At 41.9% G+C, this 19,117-nt stretch carries 16 protein-coding genes; 9 read left to right on the forward strand and 7 right to left on the reverse strand.

Annotation, left to right across the window (positions count from 1 at the left end; all coding sequences use genetic code 11):
• Nucleotides 1–89: 89 nt before the first annotated feature.
• The 5 genes from ABTP35_RS16255 to ABTP35_RS16275 form a co-directional block, all read right to left on the reverse strand.
• Entirely contained in the window at nucleotides 90–2,477 is a 2,388-nt protein-coding gene (locus ABTP35_RS16255; RefSeq protein WP_375334323.1) for a penicillin acylase family protein, read from the reverse strand.
• A gap of 80 nt (nucleotides 2,478–2,557) precedes the next feature.
• Nucleotides 2,558–4,537, reverse strand: coding sequence for a protein-disulfide reductase DsbD family protein (locus ABTP35_RS16260; RefSeq protein WP_375334324.1), 1,980 nt, complete (start codon nucleotides 4,535–4,537; stop codon nucleotides 2,558–2,560).
• On the reverse strand, nucleotides 4,534–5,841 hold the full coding sequence (tilS, locus tag ABTP35_RS16265; protein ID WP_375334325.1) for a tRNA lysidine(34) synthetase TilS: 1,308 nt from the start codon (nucleotides 5,839–5,841) through the stop codon (nucleotides 4,534–4,536). The genes ABTP35_RS16260 and tilS overlap by 4 nt, the downstream gene beginning before the upstream one ends.
• Nucleotides 5,842–5,863: 22 nt before the next feature.
• Nucleotides 5,864–7,099, reverse strand: coding sequence for an anthranilate synthase component I family protein (locus ABTP35_RS16270; RefSeq protein WP_375334326.1), 1,236 nt, complete (start codon nucleotides 7,097–7,099; stop codon nucleotides 5,864–5,866).
• 55 nt (nucleotides 7,100–7,154) lie between these two features.
• Nucleotides 7,155–7,685, reverse strand: coding sequence for an NADPH-dependent FMN reductase (locus ABTP35_RS16275; protein ID WP_338195390.1), 531 nt, complete (start codon nucleotides 7,683–7,685; stop codon nucleotides 7,155–7,157).
• A 130-nt stretch (nucleotides 7,686–7,815) separates the two neighbouring features.
• Between ABTP35_RS16275 and ABTP35_RS16280 the strand changes: the two genes are divergently transcribed.
• Complete coding sequence (locus tag ABTP35_RS16280; RefSeq protein WP_375334327.1) at nucleotides 7,816–9,012, forward strand: heparan-alpha-glucosaminide N-acetyltransferase domain-containing protein; 1,197 nt, start codon at nucleotides 7,816–7,818, stop codon at nucleotides 9,010–9,012.
• 112 nt (nucleotides 9,013–9,124) lie between these two features.
• On the opposite strand, the gene lpdA is transcribed toward ABTP35_RS16280, so the two are convergent.
• Together lpdA and ABTP35_RS16290 are read right to left on the reverse strand one after the other, a co-directional pair.
• Nucleotides 9,125–10,528, reverse strand: a complete 1,404-nt coding sequence (gene lpdA / locus ABTP35_RS16285; RefSeq protein ID WP_224836785.1) for a dihydrolipoyl dehydrogenase — start codon at nucleotides 10,526–10,528, stop codon at nucleotides 9,125–9,127.
• A gap of 377 nt (nucleotides 10,529–10,905) precedes the next feature.
• The gene (locus ABTP35_RS16290; protein ID WP_224836782.1) at nucleotides 10,906–11,364 is read right to left on the reverse strand and encodes an Lrp/AsnC family transcriptional regulator; all 459 of its coding nucleotides are present in this window, start codon (nucleotides 11,362–11,364) and stop codon (nucleotides 10,906–10,908) included.
• Between the two features lie 151 nt (nucleotides 11,365–11,515).
• Between ABTP35_RS16290 and ABTP35_RS16295 the strand changes: the two genes are divergently transcribed.
• The 8 genes from ABTP35_RS16295 to ABTP35_RS16330 all read left to right on the forward strand — a co-directional run bounded on the left by ABTP35_RS16295 (nucleotide 11,516) and on the right by ABTP35_RS16330 (nucleotide 19,117).
• On the forward strand, nucleotides 11,516–12,736 hold the full coding sequence (locus ABTP35_RS16295) for an aminotransferase class I/II-fold pyridoxal phosphate-dependent enzyme (RefSeq protein WP_293295119.1): 1,221 nt from the start codon (nucleotides 11,516–11,518) through the stop codon (nucleotides 12,734–12,736).
• 71 nt (nucleotides 12,737–12,807) lie between these two features.
• Nucleotides 12,808–14,298, forward strand: coding sequence for a Na+/H+ antiporter NhaC (nhaC, locus tag ABTP35_RS16300; RefSeq protein WP_252079866.1), 1,491 nt, complete (start codon nucleotides 12,808–12,810; stop codon nucleotides 14,296–14,298).
• 207 nt (nucleotides 14,299–14,505) lie between these two features.
• Entirely contained in the window at nucleotides 14,506–15,150 is a 645-nt protein-coding gene (locus ABTP35_RS16305) for a peroxiredoxin (protein ID WP_224836779.1), read from the forward strand.
• A 6-nt stretch (nucleotides 15,151–15,156) separates the two neighbouring features.
• Entirely contained in the window at nucleotides 15,157–15,471 is a 315-nt protein-coding gene (locus tag ABTP35_RS16310; RefSeq protein WP_224836778.1) for a co-chaperone YbbN, read from the forward strand.
• Nucleotides 15,452–15,709, forward strand: coding sequence for a DUF6952 family protein (locus ABTP35_RS16315; protein WP_224836777.1), 258 nt, complete (start codon nucleotides 15,452–15,454; stop codon nucleotides 15,707–15,709). Before ABTP35_RS16310 ends, ABTP35_RS16315 begins: the two co-directional genes overlap by 20 nt.
• A 95-nt stretch (nucleotides 15,710–15,804) precedes the next feature.
• On the forward strand, nucleotides 15,805–16,311 hold the full coding sequence (gene tpx, locus ABTP35_RS16320) for a thiol peroxidase (RefSeq protein ID WP_252079867.1): 507 nt from the start codon (nucleotides 15,805–15,807) through the stop codon (nucleotides 16,309–16,311).
• Nucleotides 16,304–16,669 carry a diacylglycerol kinase family protein gene (locus ABTP35_RS16325; protein WP_252079868.1) on the forward strand — a complete coding sequence of 122 codons (366 nt, stop codon included), beginning with the start codon at nucleotides 16,304–16,306 and terminating at the stop codon, nucleotides 16,667–16,669. Before tpx ends, ABTP35_RS16325 begins: the two co-directional genes overlap by 8 nt.
• 63 nt (nucleotides 16,670–16,732) lie before the next feature.
• Nucleotides 16,733–19,117 carry a DNA translocase FtsK gene (locus ABTP35_RS16330; RefSeq protein WP_293295118.1) on the forward strand — a complete coding sequence of 795 codons (2,385 nt, stop codon included), beginning with the start codon at nucleotides 16,733–16,735 and terminating at the stop codon, nucleotides 19,115–19,117.

Raw genomic sequence — 19,117 nt, forward strand, 5'->3', positions numbered from 1 at the left:
AAATGATTGAAAAAGTAATCAATCCTGTTTCAAAAAGAATCGCTTTTTGATGAATGCCCTGTTTTGAATTGATGGATGGCCCATCTGGATCAATAAAAGATCAATACCGATTCTGCGGTTTCCTCGATCTCTTGTTTGTTCATCATCATTTTACGGAATTCGCCGTTCACATACATTTCCGCTTGATCTTTGTAATGCTTGCTCAATGGGTTCCCGGATTGACCTGTAGGTAAAATACTGATGCTGTTCTCAATATCTGAAAAATCGATGATCCTTCTGGTAGATGGTCCCGAGTTTACTTTGTAAAAACCAGTTTCATCATAAGGAAAAGCTAGGTTGTTGATTACTTCCCTTGTTCCTACAATGGGGAAAGGACCTACATTAAAATATTTACGGAGCCATTCCACTTGCCCGAATGGATGCTGGTGCTCCAAAGTATGTACCTTGTCCCAGGTCCACTGGCTCGGGTCGTCTCCAAAATCCTTGACCAGCGATTCCCAAGTTTGTGCAAAGGATATCATTACAATATCTTCCCTGGTTTCGACCACATTGGGCGTGTTAATGTTATCCCACCATTCACCTTCCTTCATTTGGGCACCCCAGGCGATCTGTCTTTTGAATAAATGGGTGGACAAGAATTGTTTGAACATCTCTGGCCCCATCTCATCTTCCATTGTGTTTTTGACCATTTGGTACAATGTTCGGTGATAAATTACCGGGCTTGTTGAGTTAAGCGTATATTCTCCGTTCCAATTTTTTAAGGAGTCCAATAGGACCAATTGTTTACCGGACAAATGGGTAACATCGAACAACTTGATCAACTCATTGATAACTTCTTTGTTTACCGGGGAGGTTACATCCAGAATCATTTCCGACATGGCTTCCTTGTCCCAATCGTTCTTGGCATCGAGCAGCTGAACTATACGTTTGGCCCTGTTTTCGGGCAGATAATACCCAGGATACAACATGCCGGAGATGGAATCGGGTTGATTGTTCGCCGAATACACATAGTTCCAGGGTGGATTTTCGGCCATTGGATTCTCTGAAAAGTCCAAATAGCGCAAGGGTTCGTCTTTTCCCGAGGCTCCGTCCAAAATAAATTTTGTAGATAAACTATCCGGCATTTGGTATAGCTGAGCACTCGCCCACCAAGCAACATTCCCTTCTGCATCGCCGTACATAATATTAAGTCCGGGCGCATGTATATTGGGCAAAGCACTTTTAAACTCCTCCATGTTCTTTGCATGGCTGATCCCATGCAATGCATGCATTACCTTATTTTTTGGCTTGGTATAAATCCAGGACATGGCAACGGGTCGATCGCCCGTAATTTGATCCGCTATATTGTTTAAAATAGGACCGTGATGTGTTTTCCGATAAGTAAAAGCAACGTCTTTACCATCTTTTACTTTAATGGTCTTGTTAACGACCTCATAGTTTTTCCAGCCTTCTACTGTTTTATACTGCGTGCTATCGGTGGGATTGGTCTCCTCGTAGTAAAAGTCGATGTCGTCGTTTTCGAACATCGTCATACCGTAGGCCAAGTTTCTATCGTGACCCAATAAAGGAAAAGGAATCCCTGCCATATGATACCCGTATTTCTCGTAGGTAGGCGTGCTAATGTGCGCTTCGTACCAAACGGATGGCTGTGCAAATCCTATATGCGGGTCGTTCGCAAAAAGGACTTTACCGTTTTTGGTCTTATCGGGCGCCAATACCCAACTGTTGCTTCCTTCCAACATTGGAATTGGCAGGTTTTCTAGGGCAGCCGTGACACTTGCGGTAATTTGAGTGCCCAGTGTATCGGTTTTGACTCCTTTATAATTTTTTATCCAAACGGTAGAAGTATCGGACGTGATCGCCAGGTCCTTTATAATATCGTCTCCCAATTTATTGCGCATACTGGTCAACAAGGGGTCCGTTTTGTGAGCCATGGCAAAACTAAAGGCCATATATCCTACGGCATTGTAGACATCGTCAATGGTAAATGGCTCTTTTTCCAGACCCGTTAAATAAAATTCGATGGGGGTCGGACCGTTTTTTATAAATTCGTTAATACCATCCAAATAGGCTTGCGTAAGTACAATGGCCTCACTATCCTTATCCAGTTCACTAACTGTTTTTTTGGTATGGTCATCAATGCCAAGGGATAGAAAAAATTTATCCGTTTTAACCATATCTTTACCAAAAACCTCTGCCAGCCTTCCTTTTGCCACACGTCTCAACAACTCCATTTGCCACAATCTGTCCTGTGCGTGTACATATCCAAGCGCTTTTAGGGCATCTTTTTCATTTTTGGCATAAATATGAGGTATTCCGTAAGGATCAAAATAGGTGGTTACCTCGCTAGATATGCCAGGCAACGTTTTTTTTCCTCCATAATCGGGTTTAAGGCTGTTTAAAAATATGGCAACGCCAATAATTGTTAGTAGAAGTAATCCTAGAAGTACAAAGAGTACCTTTTTGAGTTTTTTCACGAAGATGGGTTAAGTCAATTTGTCCATCCTAAGTTATAATTATTTTCTTAATCCACTTAAAAAAATTTGACGAATGTCAACTAATTTCCCATGGAAAGGTTATGCTTTTCCAATCCCGATCTTAACCATGCCCCGTAGGTTTCCACATCTACATATTGTACCGCTTGGTTCAAGATTTCCATATTTGGGGACAATAACACATAATAGGGTTGAGAGGCCGCATTAAAGTTAACAGTTTGGAAGGTACCCCATTTTTGACCGATGGTCTCGATAGCTTTAATTCTTCCGGAGTCGAATTTAAAATTGAACTGTTCCGATTTAGGCAGCTCCTTTCTATCGTCCACATAAAGTGAAATTAGCACGTATTCCTCTTTTAGAATCGGATAGATACTTGAATCGCTCCATACATTTTCTTCCATTTTTCTGCAATTGACGCATGCCCATCCCGTAAAATCGAGCAGAATGGGTTTGTTTACTTCTTTGGCAAAGGCCACGCCCTCGTCAAAATCCTTAAAACAATCCAATCCCAAGGGACAATCACTTTCCGTTTCCACTACACTATAAAAGCTTGGTGGCGGGAAACCGCTCAACAATTGCAATTGGTTGACATTAAATAGCCCTAGAACCAAATACACCGTAAAAACCAAACTTACTATTCCCGTTAGCTTTCGTGCTGGTGAAAGATTTTTTCTTGGTCCGTCATGAGGAAATCTAATCACACCGAACAAATACAGTGTGGTCAACACAAAAAGTACGACCCATATCCCAATAAATATTTCTCTTTTAAAAATACCCCAATTGCCCACCAAATCAGCATTCGACAAAAATTTGAATGCGAGGGCCAATTCCAAAAATCCGAGAACCACCTTAACTGTGGTCATCCAACCGCCGGACTTGGGCAAGGAATTTAACCAGGCCGGGAACATGGCCAACAGAGCAAAGGGGAGCGCCAAAGCCAGGCCAAACCCTACCATTCCCATGGTTAGATTTGTGGCCACATTGCCTTCTGCCAATGTTGTACTCCCCAAAAGTCCTCCCAAAATGGGCCCGGTACAGGAAAAGGATACGATAGCAAGGGTCAACGCCATAAAAAAGATGCCCAACCCACCTCCTACTTTGGACGAGGCGGCGTCCATTTTGTTGGCCCATGAACTTGGCAACGTCAATTCGTAATAACCAAAAAATGAAAAGGCAAAGAACACAAAAATGACAAAGAAGAACACATTGAGCCAAATATTGGTGGCGATGGTATTCAATATTTGAGAATCGACCGAATTGAACAGATGAAAGGGCAGGCTCAACAGAAAATAGATCAACACAATAAAGAAACCGTACAATATGGCATTGCCCACTCCTTTAGACCTATTCTGCGATTGTTTGGTGAAAAAGGAAACCGTTAATGGAATCATTGGAAAAACACATGGGGTCAACAAAGCGATCAGACCTCCCAAAAAACCAAGCCCAAAAATCACCCAAAGACTGGATTTTCCATCAGATCCCCCTACTCCATTTTGGTTCAATAACTGTTTGTTTTTAAAATCAACTTTAAGAGACTCCCCAAGAGCAGCACTCCGGTCGTCCAAAGCAGTTTCTTCGGCCACAAAACCGCTACCGTCCAACGATATCTGAAAATATTCATCCACTGGAAGGCAAACTTCTTTACAGATTTGATAAAAAAGGTTCACCGAAATTTGATTGACGGAGGTATCCAGTAGTTTTATTTTTTGGGTAAAAATGGCTTCCTCTTTAAAAAAGGTCTCCTCAACTTCGAAGATATCGCTGTACTCTTTGATAGTTTCACTTTCCTCCGTCTTTCCTAAAAGCTCGTAATCCTCTCCGGCCTTTTCAAAAGTAAACTCACTGGGCAGTGAACCTCCTTCTGCGGTATATTGGGAATACACATGCCACCCGTCCATGATCTTCCCTTTGAACACCAATTCGTATTCAGTATCCGAAATTTTATGCACTTCGTGGCTCCAAACTGCAGGGTTTTCATCGGTTTGGGCAAAAATGGTAAAATTAATAAAGAGAAATCCTAGAAAGAGTACTGCTAATCTCATGTAATTTGGGTAATCTTAAGTATTTTCCGGGTTGAATCATCAACCTTAAATCGTTCGTCGGCCCGTTTGCCCACAACCCAAACAATTTTGTTGTCCGAGCAGAGCAGCCACTGTTTTTCTTTGGAAACAAGATCCATTTTTTCATCCTTGAAAAATTTGGACACTTTTTTCTTTCCTTTCATGCCGAATGGATAAAAATAGTCGCCATTTATCCAATTCCTTAACACTAACGGAAAGTTTAACTTTTCCTTGTCCAAAAATACGACATTTTTAGCCCTTTCATCAATGCATCGCACATCTTCTAACAGTAATTTAACAGGTCGATCAATGCGAGTGTCCGCTATATGGACATAGTAGGATTGACCCGCATTACTTTGCAGTTTTGACAGGATTAGACAATCCCTATCCTTTACCATCCGATGAGTTCTTGAAAACACTTGTTTTCCACTCTCCGCAGACAGTAGACCTTTTACATCATCCCACTCCGTAAACCCAAAATCATTAAATAGGCCATATAGATGGGCATCCAATGGGTCAAGTTGCCGTAAATCTTCAATTCTTATTTTGATGTCATCTTTCCAAGGCTGGAACACGCGATCCTTTAATTCTAGTATGGAGTTTTTAAGAATACCGTTGGATTGGCCCAGATTATTCTGCGTACGCAAAAAGTTTTGAAGAAAAGTAGGGTGCAGTTCCTTTAAGAGAGGAACTATTTGATGGCGGATTTTATTTCGAAGATATTTGGTGCTGGCATTGCTACTATCCTCTCGCCAATTTATATTTTCTGATTTAGCATATCCCAAAAGTTCTTTTTGAGAAAATGGCAGGAGAGGACGAATCACCTTTCCATTGATTTCAGGTATTCCAGATAGCCCATCGAGCCCTGTTCCACGGGATAGATTAATCAAAAAGGTTTCGAGACTATCATCTGCGTGATGCGCCGTAAGCACATACCCACAACTTGTGTTGTCCAATATCTCGGTAAACCATTGGTAGCGAAGGTCACGTGCGGCCATTTGAATGGAAATGCCATGATTCCTGGCATACTCTTCTGTTTCAAAATGTTTTACATGCACTTGAACCCCCCATTGCCTTCCCGAATTACGAACAAAATCTTCATCACCGTTACTCTCTGCTCCCCTGAGCTTAAAATTGCAATGGGCCAATTCTATATCCAATCCCAGTCCAAGACATAAATGTGCAAGCACCATGCTGTCCAATCCGCCACTACAAGCCAACAATAGCCTATTATCCTTTAATAAAGGTAGATTTTTGGCAATATGCTCCTTGAATTTTAAAAACATAGTGCGAATTTACGAATAAACCTTAGCCTTCTTCCAAAACGGTTCGCATTGCTTTGGCCTTGAGCAGACATTCCTGATACTCCATCTCTGGTTTGGATTCTGCAGTTATGGCACCGCCAACAGAATAAGAAATATATTTTTTTTCGGCGTTGTACAAAATACTTCGGATCACCACATTAAAATCAAAGTTACCTTGAGGATCAAAATATCCGACCGTTCCACTGTACAACCCTCTTCGGGTCTCTTCCAAGTCTTCAATGATCTTCATGGCGGAAATTTTTGGGGCCCCCGTCATACTGCCCATCGGAAAAGTTTCTTTTATGATTTCAACTGGGTTTTTATTTTCTTCCACTTTTGAAATTATTGTTGAAATCAATTGGTGTACTTGCTTAAACGTGTACACCTTGCACAATTCCTCAACCTTAACGGTACCCTTTATGGCACTCTTGGAAAGATCATTGCGCACTAAATCGGCAATCATAATATTTTCTGCCCGTTCTTTCTTGTTCCTTGCCAATTCATCCTTGATTTTTTCATCCTCATTGGCATCTTTTCCCCTCGGTGCAGTTCCTTTGATCGGTTGAGAGATTACCTTTTGGCCTATCTTTTTTATATAGCGTTCCGGTGAGGCACACATTAAATATTGATCGTGCATTTTTACATACGCCGCGAACGGGGGTTCGGATATACTGTTCAATCTAATGTAGGTTTCCAATGGTTCTATAACAACGTCTTCTGCATAAAATTCTTGACAAAAGTTGGCCTCGTAAATGTCGCCTCGATGAATATGTTCCAAAAAGCGATTGGCTTTTTCAAAATAGGCATCCTTGTGGATCCGCATTTTTATTTTGATGGGCTCGGCATCACTCTTGGGTAGATCCAGAGAGCCGTATTCCCGAATTTTGGCCAAGTCGCCATCAATTTCGCAGGCATAATCGTTTAAATAGTTGAACCTAAGTTGTCCGTCTGCTATAATGATGATCTTTTTGGGACAAAAAAAACGAAGTGAAGGGAATCCAAGTCCATCAAAATTGTTGGACGTTAAATCTTCAAGTTCATTTTTAAAATCATACGAAAAGCAGCCGAACAACCAATCCCTTCTTCGTTCTATAAATGTTTGAAGTTCGGCGTCGGTATTGACCCATTCTTGAGCGCCAACTGCCAAACATGCCTCGAAAGTGGAGTATGGGTCTTGGTGCCGGTTACTGTCCAGCCAAACCACTTCCCTGTTCGACCTGGACCACTGTAGCAACGCCATTTTACTTTGTAAGTCAGGGCTTATCTTAAAAGAACGGTTCGTCCGCAATACCTATTTATTTTAACGAATCTAAAAATGTGTCGAGTGCCTTTTGGTGATCTTCCTTTAAAGCCTTGTCAACAATTGTACCATCAAAATTATCATAAAATGAAGGCAAGGAAAAGGTCGCTGTTATCTCTGCCCCAAATCTCGGCAACATATTCCCTACGACTTCAATAGAGCCCTTGGCTCCTCTTTTTCCCCCGGATGTTGACATTAAAAAAACCTTGGTTCCTTCCAAAAAACCCCTGTTCGATCTAGATAGCCAATCCAATACGTTCTTAAAAAAAGCCGAAGGATTTCCATTGTGTTCGTTTACGGATAAAATAAGCGCCTCGGAATTTTTGATCTTAGTTTGTAGTTCTTGTACTTGCTTTGGAAAACCATTTTCTTTTTCGTGATCTTCGCTGTACATCGGAAAAGGGTGTTCTGCCATGTTCAACACCTGAATATCATTGTCTTGCACCAATGAAACCGTATGCTTTACCAATTTAAAATTGATGGATGTTAAAGAATTGCTTCCGGCCAGTGCCAAAATTGCAGCCATAGTATAAAATTGTTGATTGTTTCGCTAAAATACCTCGATCAAAGCAGAGATGCGACTATTTTGTATATTTTTGACGCACAGAACATCCAAACATACTGCAAAACAAGTATATAGGTCGAAGTAAATTTAGATGACAGCCAAAAGTAATAGGTTATTTTTTATTGATGCCATGCGGGCCTGGGCCATATTAATGATGCTCCAAGGTCACTTTATCGACGGTTTGCTCGACCCTGTTTATAGAGACCCGGACAATCCGGTTTACAGCATTTGGCTGTATTTTCGAGGAATTACCGCTCCGGTATTTTTTACGGTATCGGGTTTTATATTTACATACCTCCTCATTAGAGTGCCTCAATCGGGTATGGAAAATCCCAGGGTTGCTAAAGGAATTCGACGGGGATTACAACTTTTGGCCATTGGATATTTGCTAAGGTTAAACCTCGGAGGACTATTTAAAGGACAGATTTACAACGCTTTCTATCTGGTCGACGTATTACATTGTATTGGAATGTCCATCTTGGGACTTATTGGAATCTATGTATTCACATCGAAAAGAAAAAAATGGATGTTCCCTTTGGTTTTGATCAGCTTCACCTTGATTCTATTCCTTTTTGAGAGGGTTTATAAGGATTGGTCTTTTGCATTTTTACCCGATTTCCTTGCCAACTATTTCACAAAGGCGAATGGCTCTGTGTTCACTATAATACCTTGGTTCGGTTATGCCACTTTAGGTGCTTTTATTTCGGTATTGTTTACCCGTTATAAGGATTTTAAATATTTATATCCCTCCGCCATTGCACTTTCACTGGGAATGGGATACCTGCTAATTTATCAATCCACCGACGTGTTTGCCCTACTATACGATTGGACCGGCTTTGAATTCCTCAAATTGATTTTGTCCAATAACTACCTATTTATTCGATTAGGCAATGTTTTTGTTGTTTTTGCCGTGTTTATGGTCCTAAGGCAGTTAATGACCAACAAAACGGTTTTAAAAATCGGGGCAAGCACCTTATCCATTTATGTAATACACTTCATCATTTTATACGGCAGTTTTACCGGGTTGGGGCTGTACCGATTTTTTAATCGTTCGCTATCCCCTGAAATAATTATACCCGGAGCAATCCTTTTTATGATAGCTTGTAGTTATTTTGCATTGCAATACAACAAGTACGAGACGCTTATTAAATCTCAGGTTGTTTTGGGCGCTAGGTTCGCCCGAATCCAGCTACTGGAATTAAGAGAGGCGTCAATCCCTGTTTTCCGTGAACTTTATGTACGGTTTAGGCTCTTTTTGCGACGATTATTACGAACTGTTCGGAGCTAAAAAAAGCATCCAATCCTAAGATTGAATGCTCTTTTTGTACTTAGCTTCTTCTATCTATTTGCGGGTATATTCTAAGTTGATATTAGAATCAAATTCAACCCTACTTTTTTGATTACACGTGTAGTGCCCTATCATCGGTCGCTGCCAATGCCGCTTCTTTAACTGCCTCTGCAAAAGTTGGGTGCGCATGGCTCATTCGAGAAATATCCTCCGCAGACGCTCTAAACTCCATAGCGGTAACACCTTCTGCGATCAAATCGGCACAACGCGCCCCGATCATGTGGATCCCCAATACTTCGTCGGTATTTTTATCTGCAAGGATTTTTACAAAACCATCGATATCCATGCTGGCTCTTGCTCTTCCCAAGGCGCGCATAGGGAATTGCCCTGTTTTGTACTCCACCCCTTCTTCCTTTAGTTGTTCCTCGGTTTTGCCAACAGCAGCAACTTCCGGCCAAGTGTAAACCACACCGGGAATCAAGTTATAATCAATATGTGGTTTTTGTCCTGCCAATAGTTCAGCGACCATAGTTCCTTCTTCCTCGGCCTTGTGCGCCAACATAGCTCCTTTCACCACATCGCCGATGGCATAAATATTGGACACATTGGTTTGCAGGTGTTCGTTCACCTCTACTCTTCCCCTATCATCCAATTTCACTCCGGCGGCTTCGGCATTCAACCCATCGGTATAAGGTTTACGACCAACACTTACCAGGCAGTAGTCGCCGGTAATGGTAACTTCATTTCCTTTTTTATCGTCGGCTTTTACGATTACTTCATCACCTTTGCGCTCAACAGATTTTACTTTATGGGAAAGGTTGAACTTTACCTTTTGCTTTTTCATCACTTTGGTAAGTTCTTTGGAGAGTGCCCCGTCCATTCCAGGAATAATTCGATCCATATACTCCACCACGGTCACATCCGCCCCTAATCTTTTGTACACCTGACCGAGCTCCAATCCAATAACTCCACCACCGATTACGATCAAGTGCTTGGGAACCTCTTTCAGTTTTAAGGCTTCGGTAGAGGTAATCACTCGCTCCTTATCAATTTCGATAAAGGGTAAGGAAGAAGGTTTGGAACCTGTGGCTATAATTATATTTTTCGCCTCAATCGTCTCTTCGCCATCTTCTTTTGCAATGATAACATGGGTGGCATCCTTAAAACTACCAATACCGTGATACACATCTATTTTATTCTTGCCCATTAAAAACTCGATACCCTTTGTGGTCTGGTCCACAACACCTTGTTTACGGGCAATCATTTGCTCGAGGTTGACTTTTATCTCGCCGGGTATTTCGATGCCATGCTCTTCAAAATGTTTTATGGCATCTTCGTAATGGTGGGAAGAATCCAATAACGCCTTGGATGGGATACAACCTACATTTAAACAGGTTCCCCCAAGTGTGGCATATTTTTCTATTATTGCCGTTTTCATCCCCAATTGGGCACATCGAATGGCCGCTACATAGCCTCCTGGTCCAGAGCCGATGATAGCTACATCATATTGATTCATAGTATATTGTTTGTAAGAATAATTGCTTAAAAAATATTTTGCCAAAACAAGTGTAAAAATACAAATGTTTTTCGGGACAGTACCAATCAATGCTGCGGGAAAAAGTTGAAACTTATGGGTGAAGGAGTTAAGAGTGATGAGTGAAGGGTGAAGGTAAATGGAATTGATACGAATTTCACAAAGGGGAGCGGAGTTGGTCCTTGAGCGGAGTCGAAGGGATTGTTCGATGGTTGTACTGTTGGATTGTTTTATTATTGATGATTGAAACTTGGACACAGAAATTCTTCAGTCGTTGGGCTTCTTCAGAATGGCAATTGGCAATCACAAACTGCTGCTTGATGATTATCCACTGACTTCTGACTTCTGACTAGTAACTTCTAAATATGCACCGAAGGACTATTCTTTACCTCGTTGATCACAAAAGAACTTTGGGTGTTGCCAATATTGGCAATGGCAGTAAGCTTTGTGAGCATAAAATCTCGATAGCTTTTCATATCGGCAACATAGATTTTCAGAATATAATCGTAATCCCCCCCGACATGGAAGCATTCGGAAACCTCTTTCAATTGTAAAATCTCCTGTTCAAATTTTAGTACATTTTCTTTGGTATGATGGATCAACCGTATTTGACAGAGCACCATAAAATCCCTGCCGACTTTGTGCTTGTTCACCAATGCTGTGTATTGGGTAACCACACCATTGCGTTCCAATCGACGAATTCGTTCGTAGACCGCAGTTTTGGACAAATGCAAAGCATCCGCGTATTGTTTTGTGGTTTTTTTACTATCATTTTGAAGCAATCTGATCAATTCAATATCCAATTTATCCAATTTCATAACGTCAATTTTTCTAACATGCTTGGCTAAATTGCGTCATTTAAGAACAATTTCCTAATATTTATCATTTTAAAGAACATAGTTCCTGATTTATCCCAAAGGATTGACAATATTCCTGTGATATCTTATTTTTATCAAAAAACAACTCATTATGGACTATAAAGCTTCGGAACACATTCAAGACCTTCAATACTTTGGTGAATTTGGAGGTGTAAATCCCTCTATTTCAGACTCATCAACCTACACCTTTTTGTCAGCAAAAACCATGTTCGACACCTTCGAAGGAAACACGGAAGGCTGCTATTTGTATAGCCGTCACTCCTCCCCTTCTAACTTGTATTTGGGCGAGGCCATGGCGCAATTGGAAGGAACGGAATCCGCCAATGTTTATGCAAGTGGTATGGGAGCAATAACTGCGGTAATCCTTCAATTATGCAATACTGGAGACCACATTGTCTGCAGTAGAACCATTTATGGGGGCACCTACGCGTTTTTGAAAAATTTCGTAAAAAAGTTCAATATCTCGGTATCCTTTATCGATATCACCGATTTAAATACGGTCGAAAAATCCATCACACCAAAAACCAAAATGATATATTGCGAAGCGATAAGCAATCCTCTTTTGGAAATAGCGGACATCCCTTCTCTCTCCAAAATCGCAAAGAAAAACAGTATGCCGCTCGTAGTGGACAACACCTTTTCCCCGTTGAGCATAAGCGCTGCACAATTGGGGGCCGACATTGTTGTGCACAGTCTAACCAAATTTATAAACGGAAGCAGTGACTGTGTTGCAGGTGCCGTTTGTGCCTCTACCGATTTTTGCTTGAGCCTAAAAGATGTGAACAACGGAGCTGGTATGTTGTTGGGCAGCACTATGGACAGTTTGAGGGCCGCCTCCATTTTGAAAAATATGCGAACCCTGCACATTAGGATCAAAAAGCATAGCGAAAATGCCGATTATTTGGCAAAACAGTTCCAGAACGATGGTTTAACGGTTGTGTACCCCGGATTGGAAAACCATCCTGGCCATGATCTGATGAACGCCCAAATGAATCCCGAATACGGTTATGGGGGAATGCTCACCCTAGATGTTGGGTCAGTGGAAAAAGCAAACGCCCTAATGGAATCGATGCAACGAAAAAAACTCGGGTATTTAGCTGTAAGCTTGGGCTTTTACAAAACCCTTTTCAGTGCTTCTGGCACATCGACCTCCTCCGAAATTCCGGAAGAGGAACAAAAAGAACTTGGCCTATCGCAAGGACTTATCCGCTTTTCCATTGGTTTGGACAACGATATAAAAAAAACATACAAAACCATGCGGGAGTGCATGGAAGAGCTGGGAATCTTGGCTCCAGATACGAGTATGGCCTAGTTCTCGAGCGTAAGGGGCTTGCACAACATAGTGCAAAATCGTAATATTACCTTCTAACAAACTCAGACCAAATGCCGAAAAATACGGAAAAGCCTAAATTTAGGGAAGATGAAAACATAGTAGAAAATAAAAATTTGTCAATAGGGGAAGCACTGATTCCAGTTATTGCTCTTGTTGCCATGTTGGCATACAATGTCTATGTTTTTGGGGACGATGCCCTTAGTGGCTCCAACCAGTTTATCCTTTTAATGGGCGGTGCCGTTGCAGCGGTAGTTGGTATTTTTAATAAGGTATCGTACAAAAGTATGATTGCAGAAGTGGCCGAAAATGTTCGGTCCACCACAGGTGCCCTACTTATCCTTTTAATGGTAGGTGCTTTGTCCGGCACTTGGTTGATCAGCGGAATTATTCCGGCAATGATCTATTATGGCCTTCAAATATTGAATCCTACCATATTTTTGGCCGCCAGCGTTGTCATCTGTGCCATAATCTCCATTGCCACGGGAAGTAGTTGGACCACTGCAGCTACCGTTGGTATTGCCTTGATCGGTATCGGGGATGCTTTGGGCATTTCGTTGGGAATGACGGCCGGTGCCGTACTCTCTGGAGCGTATTTTGGAGATAAAATGTCTCCTTTGAGCGATACGACCAATTTGGCACCCGCCATGGCCGGTGGGGATTTGTTCTCCCACATACGCTACATGACCTACACCACAGTTCCCACTATTATGGTAACCCTGATCGTTTTTATAATTCTTGGTTTCACCATTGATACATCCGGAGTGGCGGATACAAGTTATCTGCTCGAGAATATAGGTTCTACCTTTAATATAAACGGTTGGCTTTTTATCGTACCCTTGGCCGTAATCGCATTGATCGTTAAAAAAGCCCCGCCGTTAATGGCGCTTTTGATAGGAACCTTGCTGGGTGGCGTATTCGCACTAATTTTTCAGCCAGACATTGTTGCCAACATTGGTGGCGGGACCTCCCTAAATTTCGAGTCAGGCTACAAAGGCATTTTAAATGCCATAACTGTTGATGCTGCAATTACGACCGAAGATCCCGTATTGAACGATTTGTTCTCCTCAGGCGGTATGTCGGGTATGCTCGGCACCATTTGGTTAATTGTATGTGCCATGGTATTTGGTGGTATTATGGATGGTATCGGAGCTCTGGAACGCATTACGGAATCGCTCTTAAAATTGGCCAAGACCACTTTTGGGCTGTTTGCCAGTACAGTAGGCAGTTGTTTGGCATTGAATGTAACAGCGTCCGATCAGTATTTAGCAATTGTAGTACCCGGCAAAATGTTCTCCAAAGCTTACGAAGAAAGGGGACTGGCCCCCGAAAACCTGAGTAGGTCTCTTGAAGATTCGGGAACCGTAACTTCTGTTTTGGTCCCTTGGAATACATGTGGGGCATACCACAGCGGTGTTTTGGGTGTAGGGGTAGCCGAATATGCGGTATATGCTATTTTTAACTGGTTAAGTCCGATTATGACATTACTTTTTGCCGCTTTTAGAATCAAGATAAAACAACTGGCCACTCCAAGCGGAGAATAAATTTTCGCCCTGGTTTTTATACATCTTCATTTTATTGAGAACTCTTCAAAATATGTTGCTCATTTTTGAGACATGCTCAATTTAAACACCTCTTTTTTATGGCATAGTAACGGATTATCCAGCTATAAGAAATAGCAATTTACATTCTTGAAAAAGCCATAAAACCACTCTATTTTTGCTACTAGAAAATCAAAAAAAATCCAATAAATGACTTTAGTAGGAAGAAAATTTCCAAGTATTGAGGTAAACGCCATCGATGAAATGGGCGATACGTTCAAAATCAATATTTTAGAGAAAGCCAAGGCAGAGAACAAAAAAGTATTGTTGTTCTGGTACCCTAAAGATTTCACTTTTGTGTGCCCAACAGAACTCTTTGCCTTTCAGCAAAACTTAAGCGAGTTTGAAAAAAGAAATACCATAGTGATCGGTGCTTCTTGCGATACTGCCGAAGTTCATTTCGCATGGTTGAACACTGAAAAGGACAATGGTGGAATCGAAGGTGTTTCTTATCCCCTAGTTTCCGATAGCAACAGGAATTTGGCATCTGCCTTGGGGATATTGGACATTATGAAGGAAGACTATAACGAGGAAACCAATTCCGTTATGGTAGAGGGCGACAATGTAACCTACAGAGCCACTTACTTGATCGATGAAGAAGGGACCGTTTTTCATGAGAGCATCAACCACATGCCATTGGGAAGAAATGTTAGCGAATTCTTGCGCTTAGTGGACGCATATACCCACGTACAGGAAAAAGGCGAGGTTTGTCCAGCAAACTGGGAAGAAGGTAAAGAAGCCATGAACGCCGACAGAGCTGGTGTATCCAATTACTTGGCCAACCACGTAAACTAAGACGATATGGTTCTAGAATTGGACAAAGACAATTTGAGTGAGGTCATTGCCGGCAATGACAACGTTGTGGTGCAATACAGCGCATCGTGGTGCGGCAACTGCAGGATCATGAAGCCGAAGTTCAAAAAAGAAGCTTCGTTGAACGAGAATATTAAGTTTGTAATGGTCGATGCCGAAAAATTCCCGGAATCCAGAAAATTGGCCAATGTGGACAACCTGCCCACTTTTGCCACTTTCTCCAAGGGATCCTTGAAAAATCAGGTACAGACCAATAAGTACGATGTTTTAAAAGACTTGATCAATGAAATTGCCCATAATTAAACAAATGGTCAACTTTGCCGAAGAGCACGATGAGGATTATCTTCAAGAAACGGCGGACACTTTGGAAAGTGTTTGTGAGGTTTCCAGCTTGAAAGATGAGGAACTGGACATTATCGGCGAGTTGATTTCCAATCTTTATGGTGCCATAGAGGTATCCAACGAAATCAAAAAAGGGACTCCCAAGAAAGAAGCCCTGAATGGTTTTATGTCCAGGGTACTCGGCTCAATAGACAAGTAGCGGACATTGAATTGCAAGTAGAAATAAGAACCTTCCCGTAACAGACTTCGGGAAGGTTTTTTTAGTATTTTTGGATTCGAATCAAAACTACGAATATGGCAACTGTAACATTAAAAGGAAACGAAATTCATACCCTCGGGAATCTACCCGAAATAGGTGCCCAAGCACCGAATTTTACTTTAGTAAAAAATGATCTTTCAACCGTAGACCTATCCAACTACAAAGGACAAAAGGTCGTTCTCAATATTTTTCCGAGCATCGATACGGGAACATGTGCACAATCCGTGCGCCAGTTCAACCAAGAAGCGGCCGAATTGGAAAACACCAAAATATTGTGCATATCCAAGGATCTTCCCTTTGCCCAGGCACGTTTTTGTGGTGCAGAAGGAATTGATAAAGTAGAGACCCTTTCCGATTTTAGGGATGGTAACTTTGGTAAATCCTACAATGTGGAATTTACCGATGGCCCATTGCAAGGCCTACATTCTCGATCGGTAGTAGTGGTCAACGAAAATGGGGAAGTAGTCTATTCCGAACAAGTGGCGGAAACTGTGGACGAACCCAATTACAAAGCCGCCCTTGAAGCATTGATGGATGCCTAAAGAATCTTTCTTAAAAAATAGGATCAAAAGCGTGGGTTACGCCCTCAAGGGCATGTTTTTGTTATTACGGACAGAACCCAGCATAAAAATCCAGTTTGTTATTGCTTTGATAGTTACGGCCCTTGGGTTTTACTTTCAAATAACGGAAACCGAATGGGCCTTACAACTTTTATCCATAGGTATGGTTATGGGAATTGAAGGTGCAAATACTGCAATTGAAAAAATCTGTGACTATGTTCAACCGAATTTAGATCCTAAAATTGGTCTAATAAAAGATATTTCGGCAGGAGCCGTTATGATAGTGTCCATAATTGCGAGCATCATTGGATTGATCATCTATGTACCCAAGATATTTTAGAAAAAATCCAACAACCCAATAAGCAACGTAAATTTGTAACTTAGCCCCGCTTAAAACCGATTGATGGCCAAAAAAAGAACAAAATCCAAATCGAGCAAGACCACCAAAACTGCCAACAAGAAAGTGTCCTTTACACTTTCCAAGCAGAACAAGATTATTTTTGGTAGCCTATTGATTGTTCTGAGCATTGCGCTTTTCTTTTCATTTATGTCGTTTTATTTTACTTGGCAAGAGGATCAAAGTATGCTGTCCCAATTTGCGGACCGCAATGCCGAGGCCAGTAATTTGCTCAACAAATTTGGGGCCAATGTGAGCCACTTTTTTATGTACAAAGGATTCGGGCTGGCCTCTTTTACATTTCCGTTTTTATTGGCCATAACAGGATTGTACCTATTTCTTGGCCTAAACACTAAACGATTGGTCTCTAAATGGGTATGGGGATTGGTCGGAGTAATCTGGGGGGCTGTGGCCCTTGGTTTCTTTGCTGCCGATTTTCCACTTTTGGGAGGTCTTATTGGTTACGAAATAAACGATTTTCTTCAGGACTATACCGGTAAGATAGGAGTCTTCTTAATTGTGGTTTTTGTTCTCATGGTAATATTGGTGCAATTGTTCAACTTTACTCCAGAAGGATTTGCCAATTTCTTTAAAAGGCAAAAACAGAAAATACAATCGGACTTGAAGGACGAACCATCAACAAAAACCACGGAATCCCCTATTGAAGATGAAGAAGACGGTTTGGTATTGACCACAGAGGATACCGTGCCCGAAAAAGTAGACACCTATACCCATAAGAAAGATATTCCTCCATTGGATGTAGCTGGGCTCGACGTAAACATTCCCGAGGAGGAAGAATCCGATATATCCCTAAAAGTAGAGGAAACCCCTGTCGAAGAAGAAACCGATGCCAAGGCTGCCAAATTGGTAGAAGACTTTGGTGAGTTCGACCCAAAATTGGAATTGGGGAACTATAAATTTCCAACAATGGACCTTTTGGAGGCACACGGTGCTTCGGGAGGCATTACCATCAATCAAGAAGAACTGGAGGAGAACAAAAACCGGATTGTAAGCACCCTCAAAAATTATAAAATCGGGATTGCACAGATCAAGGCTACCATTGGACCAACTGTTACCCTCTACGAAATTGTTCCCGAAGCCGGAATCCGTATCTCCAAGATCAAAAACCTGGAAGACGACATCGCTCTCTCTTTGGCCGCACTGGGCATTCGGATCATTGCCCCGATTCCCGGCAAAGGAACGGTAGGTATCGAGGTACCCAACAAAAACGCAACCATTGTATCCATGAGGTCGGTTATTGCATCCAATAAGTTCCAAAAGGCCGAAATGGAACTGCCCATTGCCTTTGGAAAAACAATCAGTAACGAAACATTTGTGGTCGACCTTGCCAAAATGCCCCACCTGCTCATGGCCGGTGCTACTGGACAAGGAAAGTCCGTAGGTTTAAATGCTGTAATTACATCTTTGCTCTATAAAAAACACCCGGCAGAGGTCAAGTTTATTTTCGTAGATCCCAAGAAGGTTGAATTGACCCTTTACAATAAAATCGAACGTCATTTTTTGGCCAAATTGCCCGATTCCGACGAGGCCATTATTACGGACAATACAAAAGTGATCAACACCTTGAACTCGCTTTGTATTGAAATGGACAATAGATATGAGCTGTTAAAAACTGCCATGGTCCGGAACATTAAAGAATACAATGCAAAATTCAAGGCAAGAAAATTAAACCCGAATGATGGGCACAAGTTTTTACCCTACATTGTATTGGTCATTGATGAGTTCGCCGACCTGATCATGACGGCCGGCAAGGAAGTGGAAACCCCAATTGCCAGATTGGCACAATTGGCACGAGCCATTGGAATCCACTTGATCATTGCTACACAAAGACCATCGGTTAATGTGATTACCGGTATAATCAAGGCTAACTTCCCCGCACGGATAGCTTTTAGGGTAACCTCTAAGATTGACTCCAGAACTATTTTGGATGCACAAGGTGCCGACCAGCTCATCGGTCGCGGAGATATGCTCTATACCCAAGGAAACGATGTTACAAGGCTGCAATGTGCTTTTGTGGACACGCCCGAGGTAGCTAAAATAACGGACTACATAGGCTCCCAACGGGCTTACCCCGAAGCGCACTTACTACCAGAGTATGTCGGTGAAGAAAGTGGCACAAGTCTTGATAATGATATCGCGGACAGGGATGCCATGTTCAGGGAGGCTGCCGAGGTTATCGTGACGGCCCAACAGGGTTCCGCATCTTTGATCCAACGTAAATTAAAATTAGGGTACAACAGAGCTGGTCGAATCATAGATCAGTTGGAGGCAGCAGGAATTGTTGGACCATTCGAAGGAAGCAAGGCAAGACAAGTTCTGGTTCCCGATATGTACGCCCTAGATCAACTATTAGAAAATGAAGCAAAATAA

It is taken from the genome of Flagellimonas alginilytica (genome assembly GCF_042134605.1).
In the GTDB taxonomy this organism is placed as follows: Bacteria; Bacteroidota; Bacteroidia; order Flavobacteriales; family Flavobacteriaceae; genus Flagellimonas; species Flagellimonas alginolytica.

What these genes read in the sequence shown, in the direction of transcription:
- lpdA (WP_224836785.1), bottom strand. Translation starts at nt 10,528, where the DNA reads ATGAATCAATATGATGTAGCTATCATCGGCTCTGGACCAGGAGGCTAT.
- ABTP35_RS16290 (WP_224836782.1), bottom strand. Translation starts at nt 11,364, where the DNA reads ATGAAATTGGATAAATTGGATATTGAATTGATCAGATTGCTTCAAAAT.
- ABTP35_RS16305 (WP_224836779.1), top strand. Translation starts at nt 14,506, where the DNA reads ATGACTTTAGTAGGAAGAAAATTTCCAAGTATTGAGGTAAACGCCATC.
- ABTP35_RS16270 (WP_375334326.1), bottom strand. Translation starts at nt 7,099, where the DNA reads ATGGCGTTGCTACAGTGGTCCAGGTCGAACAGGGAAGTGGTTTGGCTG.
- ABTP35_RS16315 (WP_224836777.1), top strand. Translation starts at nt 15,452, where the DNA reads ATGAAATTGCCCATAATTAAACAAATGGTCAACTTTGCCGAAGAGCAC.
- ABTP35_RS16310 (WP_224836778.1), top strand. Translation starts at nt 15,157, where the DNA reads ATGGTTCTAGAATTGGACAAAGACAATTTGAGTGAGGTCATTGCCGGC.
- tilS (WP_375334325.1), bottom strand. Translation starts at nt 5,841, where the DNA reads ATGTTTTTAAAATTCAAGGAGCATATTGCCAAAAATCTACCTTTATTA.
- tpx (WP_252079867.1), top strand. Translation starts at nt 15,805, where the DNA reads ATGGCAACTGTAACATTAAAAGGAAACGAAATTCATACCCTCGGGAAT.
- ABTP35_RS16325 (WP_252079868.1), top strand. Translation starts at nt 16,304, where the DNA reads ATGCCTAAAGAATCTTTCTTAAAAAATAGGATCAAAAGCGTGGGTTAC.
- ABTP35_RS16280 (WP_375334327.1), top strand. Translation starts at nt 7,816, where the DNA reads ATGACAGCCAAAAGTAATAGGTTATTTTTTATTGATGCCATGCGGGCC.
- ABTP35_RS16260 (WP_375334324.1), bottom strand. Translation starts at nt 4,537, where the DNA reads ATGAGATTAGCAGTACTCTTTCTAGGATTTCTCTTTATTAATTTTACC.
- ABTP35_RS16330 (WP_293295118.1), top strand. Translation starts at nt 16,733, where the DNA reads ATGGCCAAAAAAAGAACAAAATCCAAATCGAGCAAGACCACCAAAACT.
- ABTP35_RS16295 (WP_293295119.1), top strand. Translation starts at nt 11,516, where the DNA reads ATGGACTATAAAGCTTCGGAACACATTCAAGACCTTCAATACTTTGGT.
- nhaC (WP_252079866.1), top strand. Translation starts at nt 12,808, where the DNA reads ATGCCGAAAAATACGGAAAAGCCTAAATTTAGGGAAGATGAAAACATA.
- ABTP35_RS16275 (WP_338195390.1), bottom strand. Translation starts at nt 7,685, where the DNA reads ATGGCTGCAATTTTGGCACTGGCCGGAAGCAATTCTTTAACATCCATC.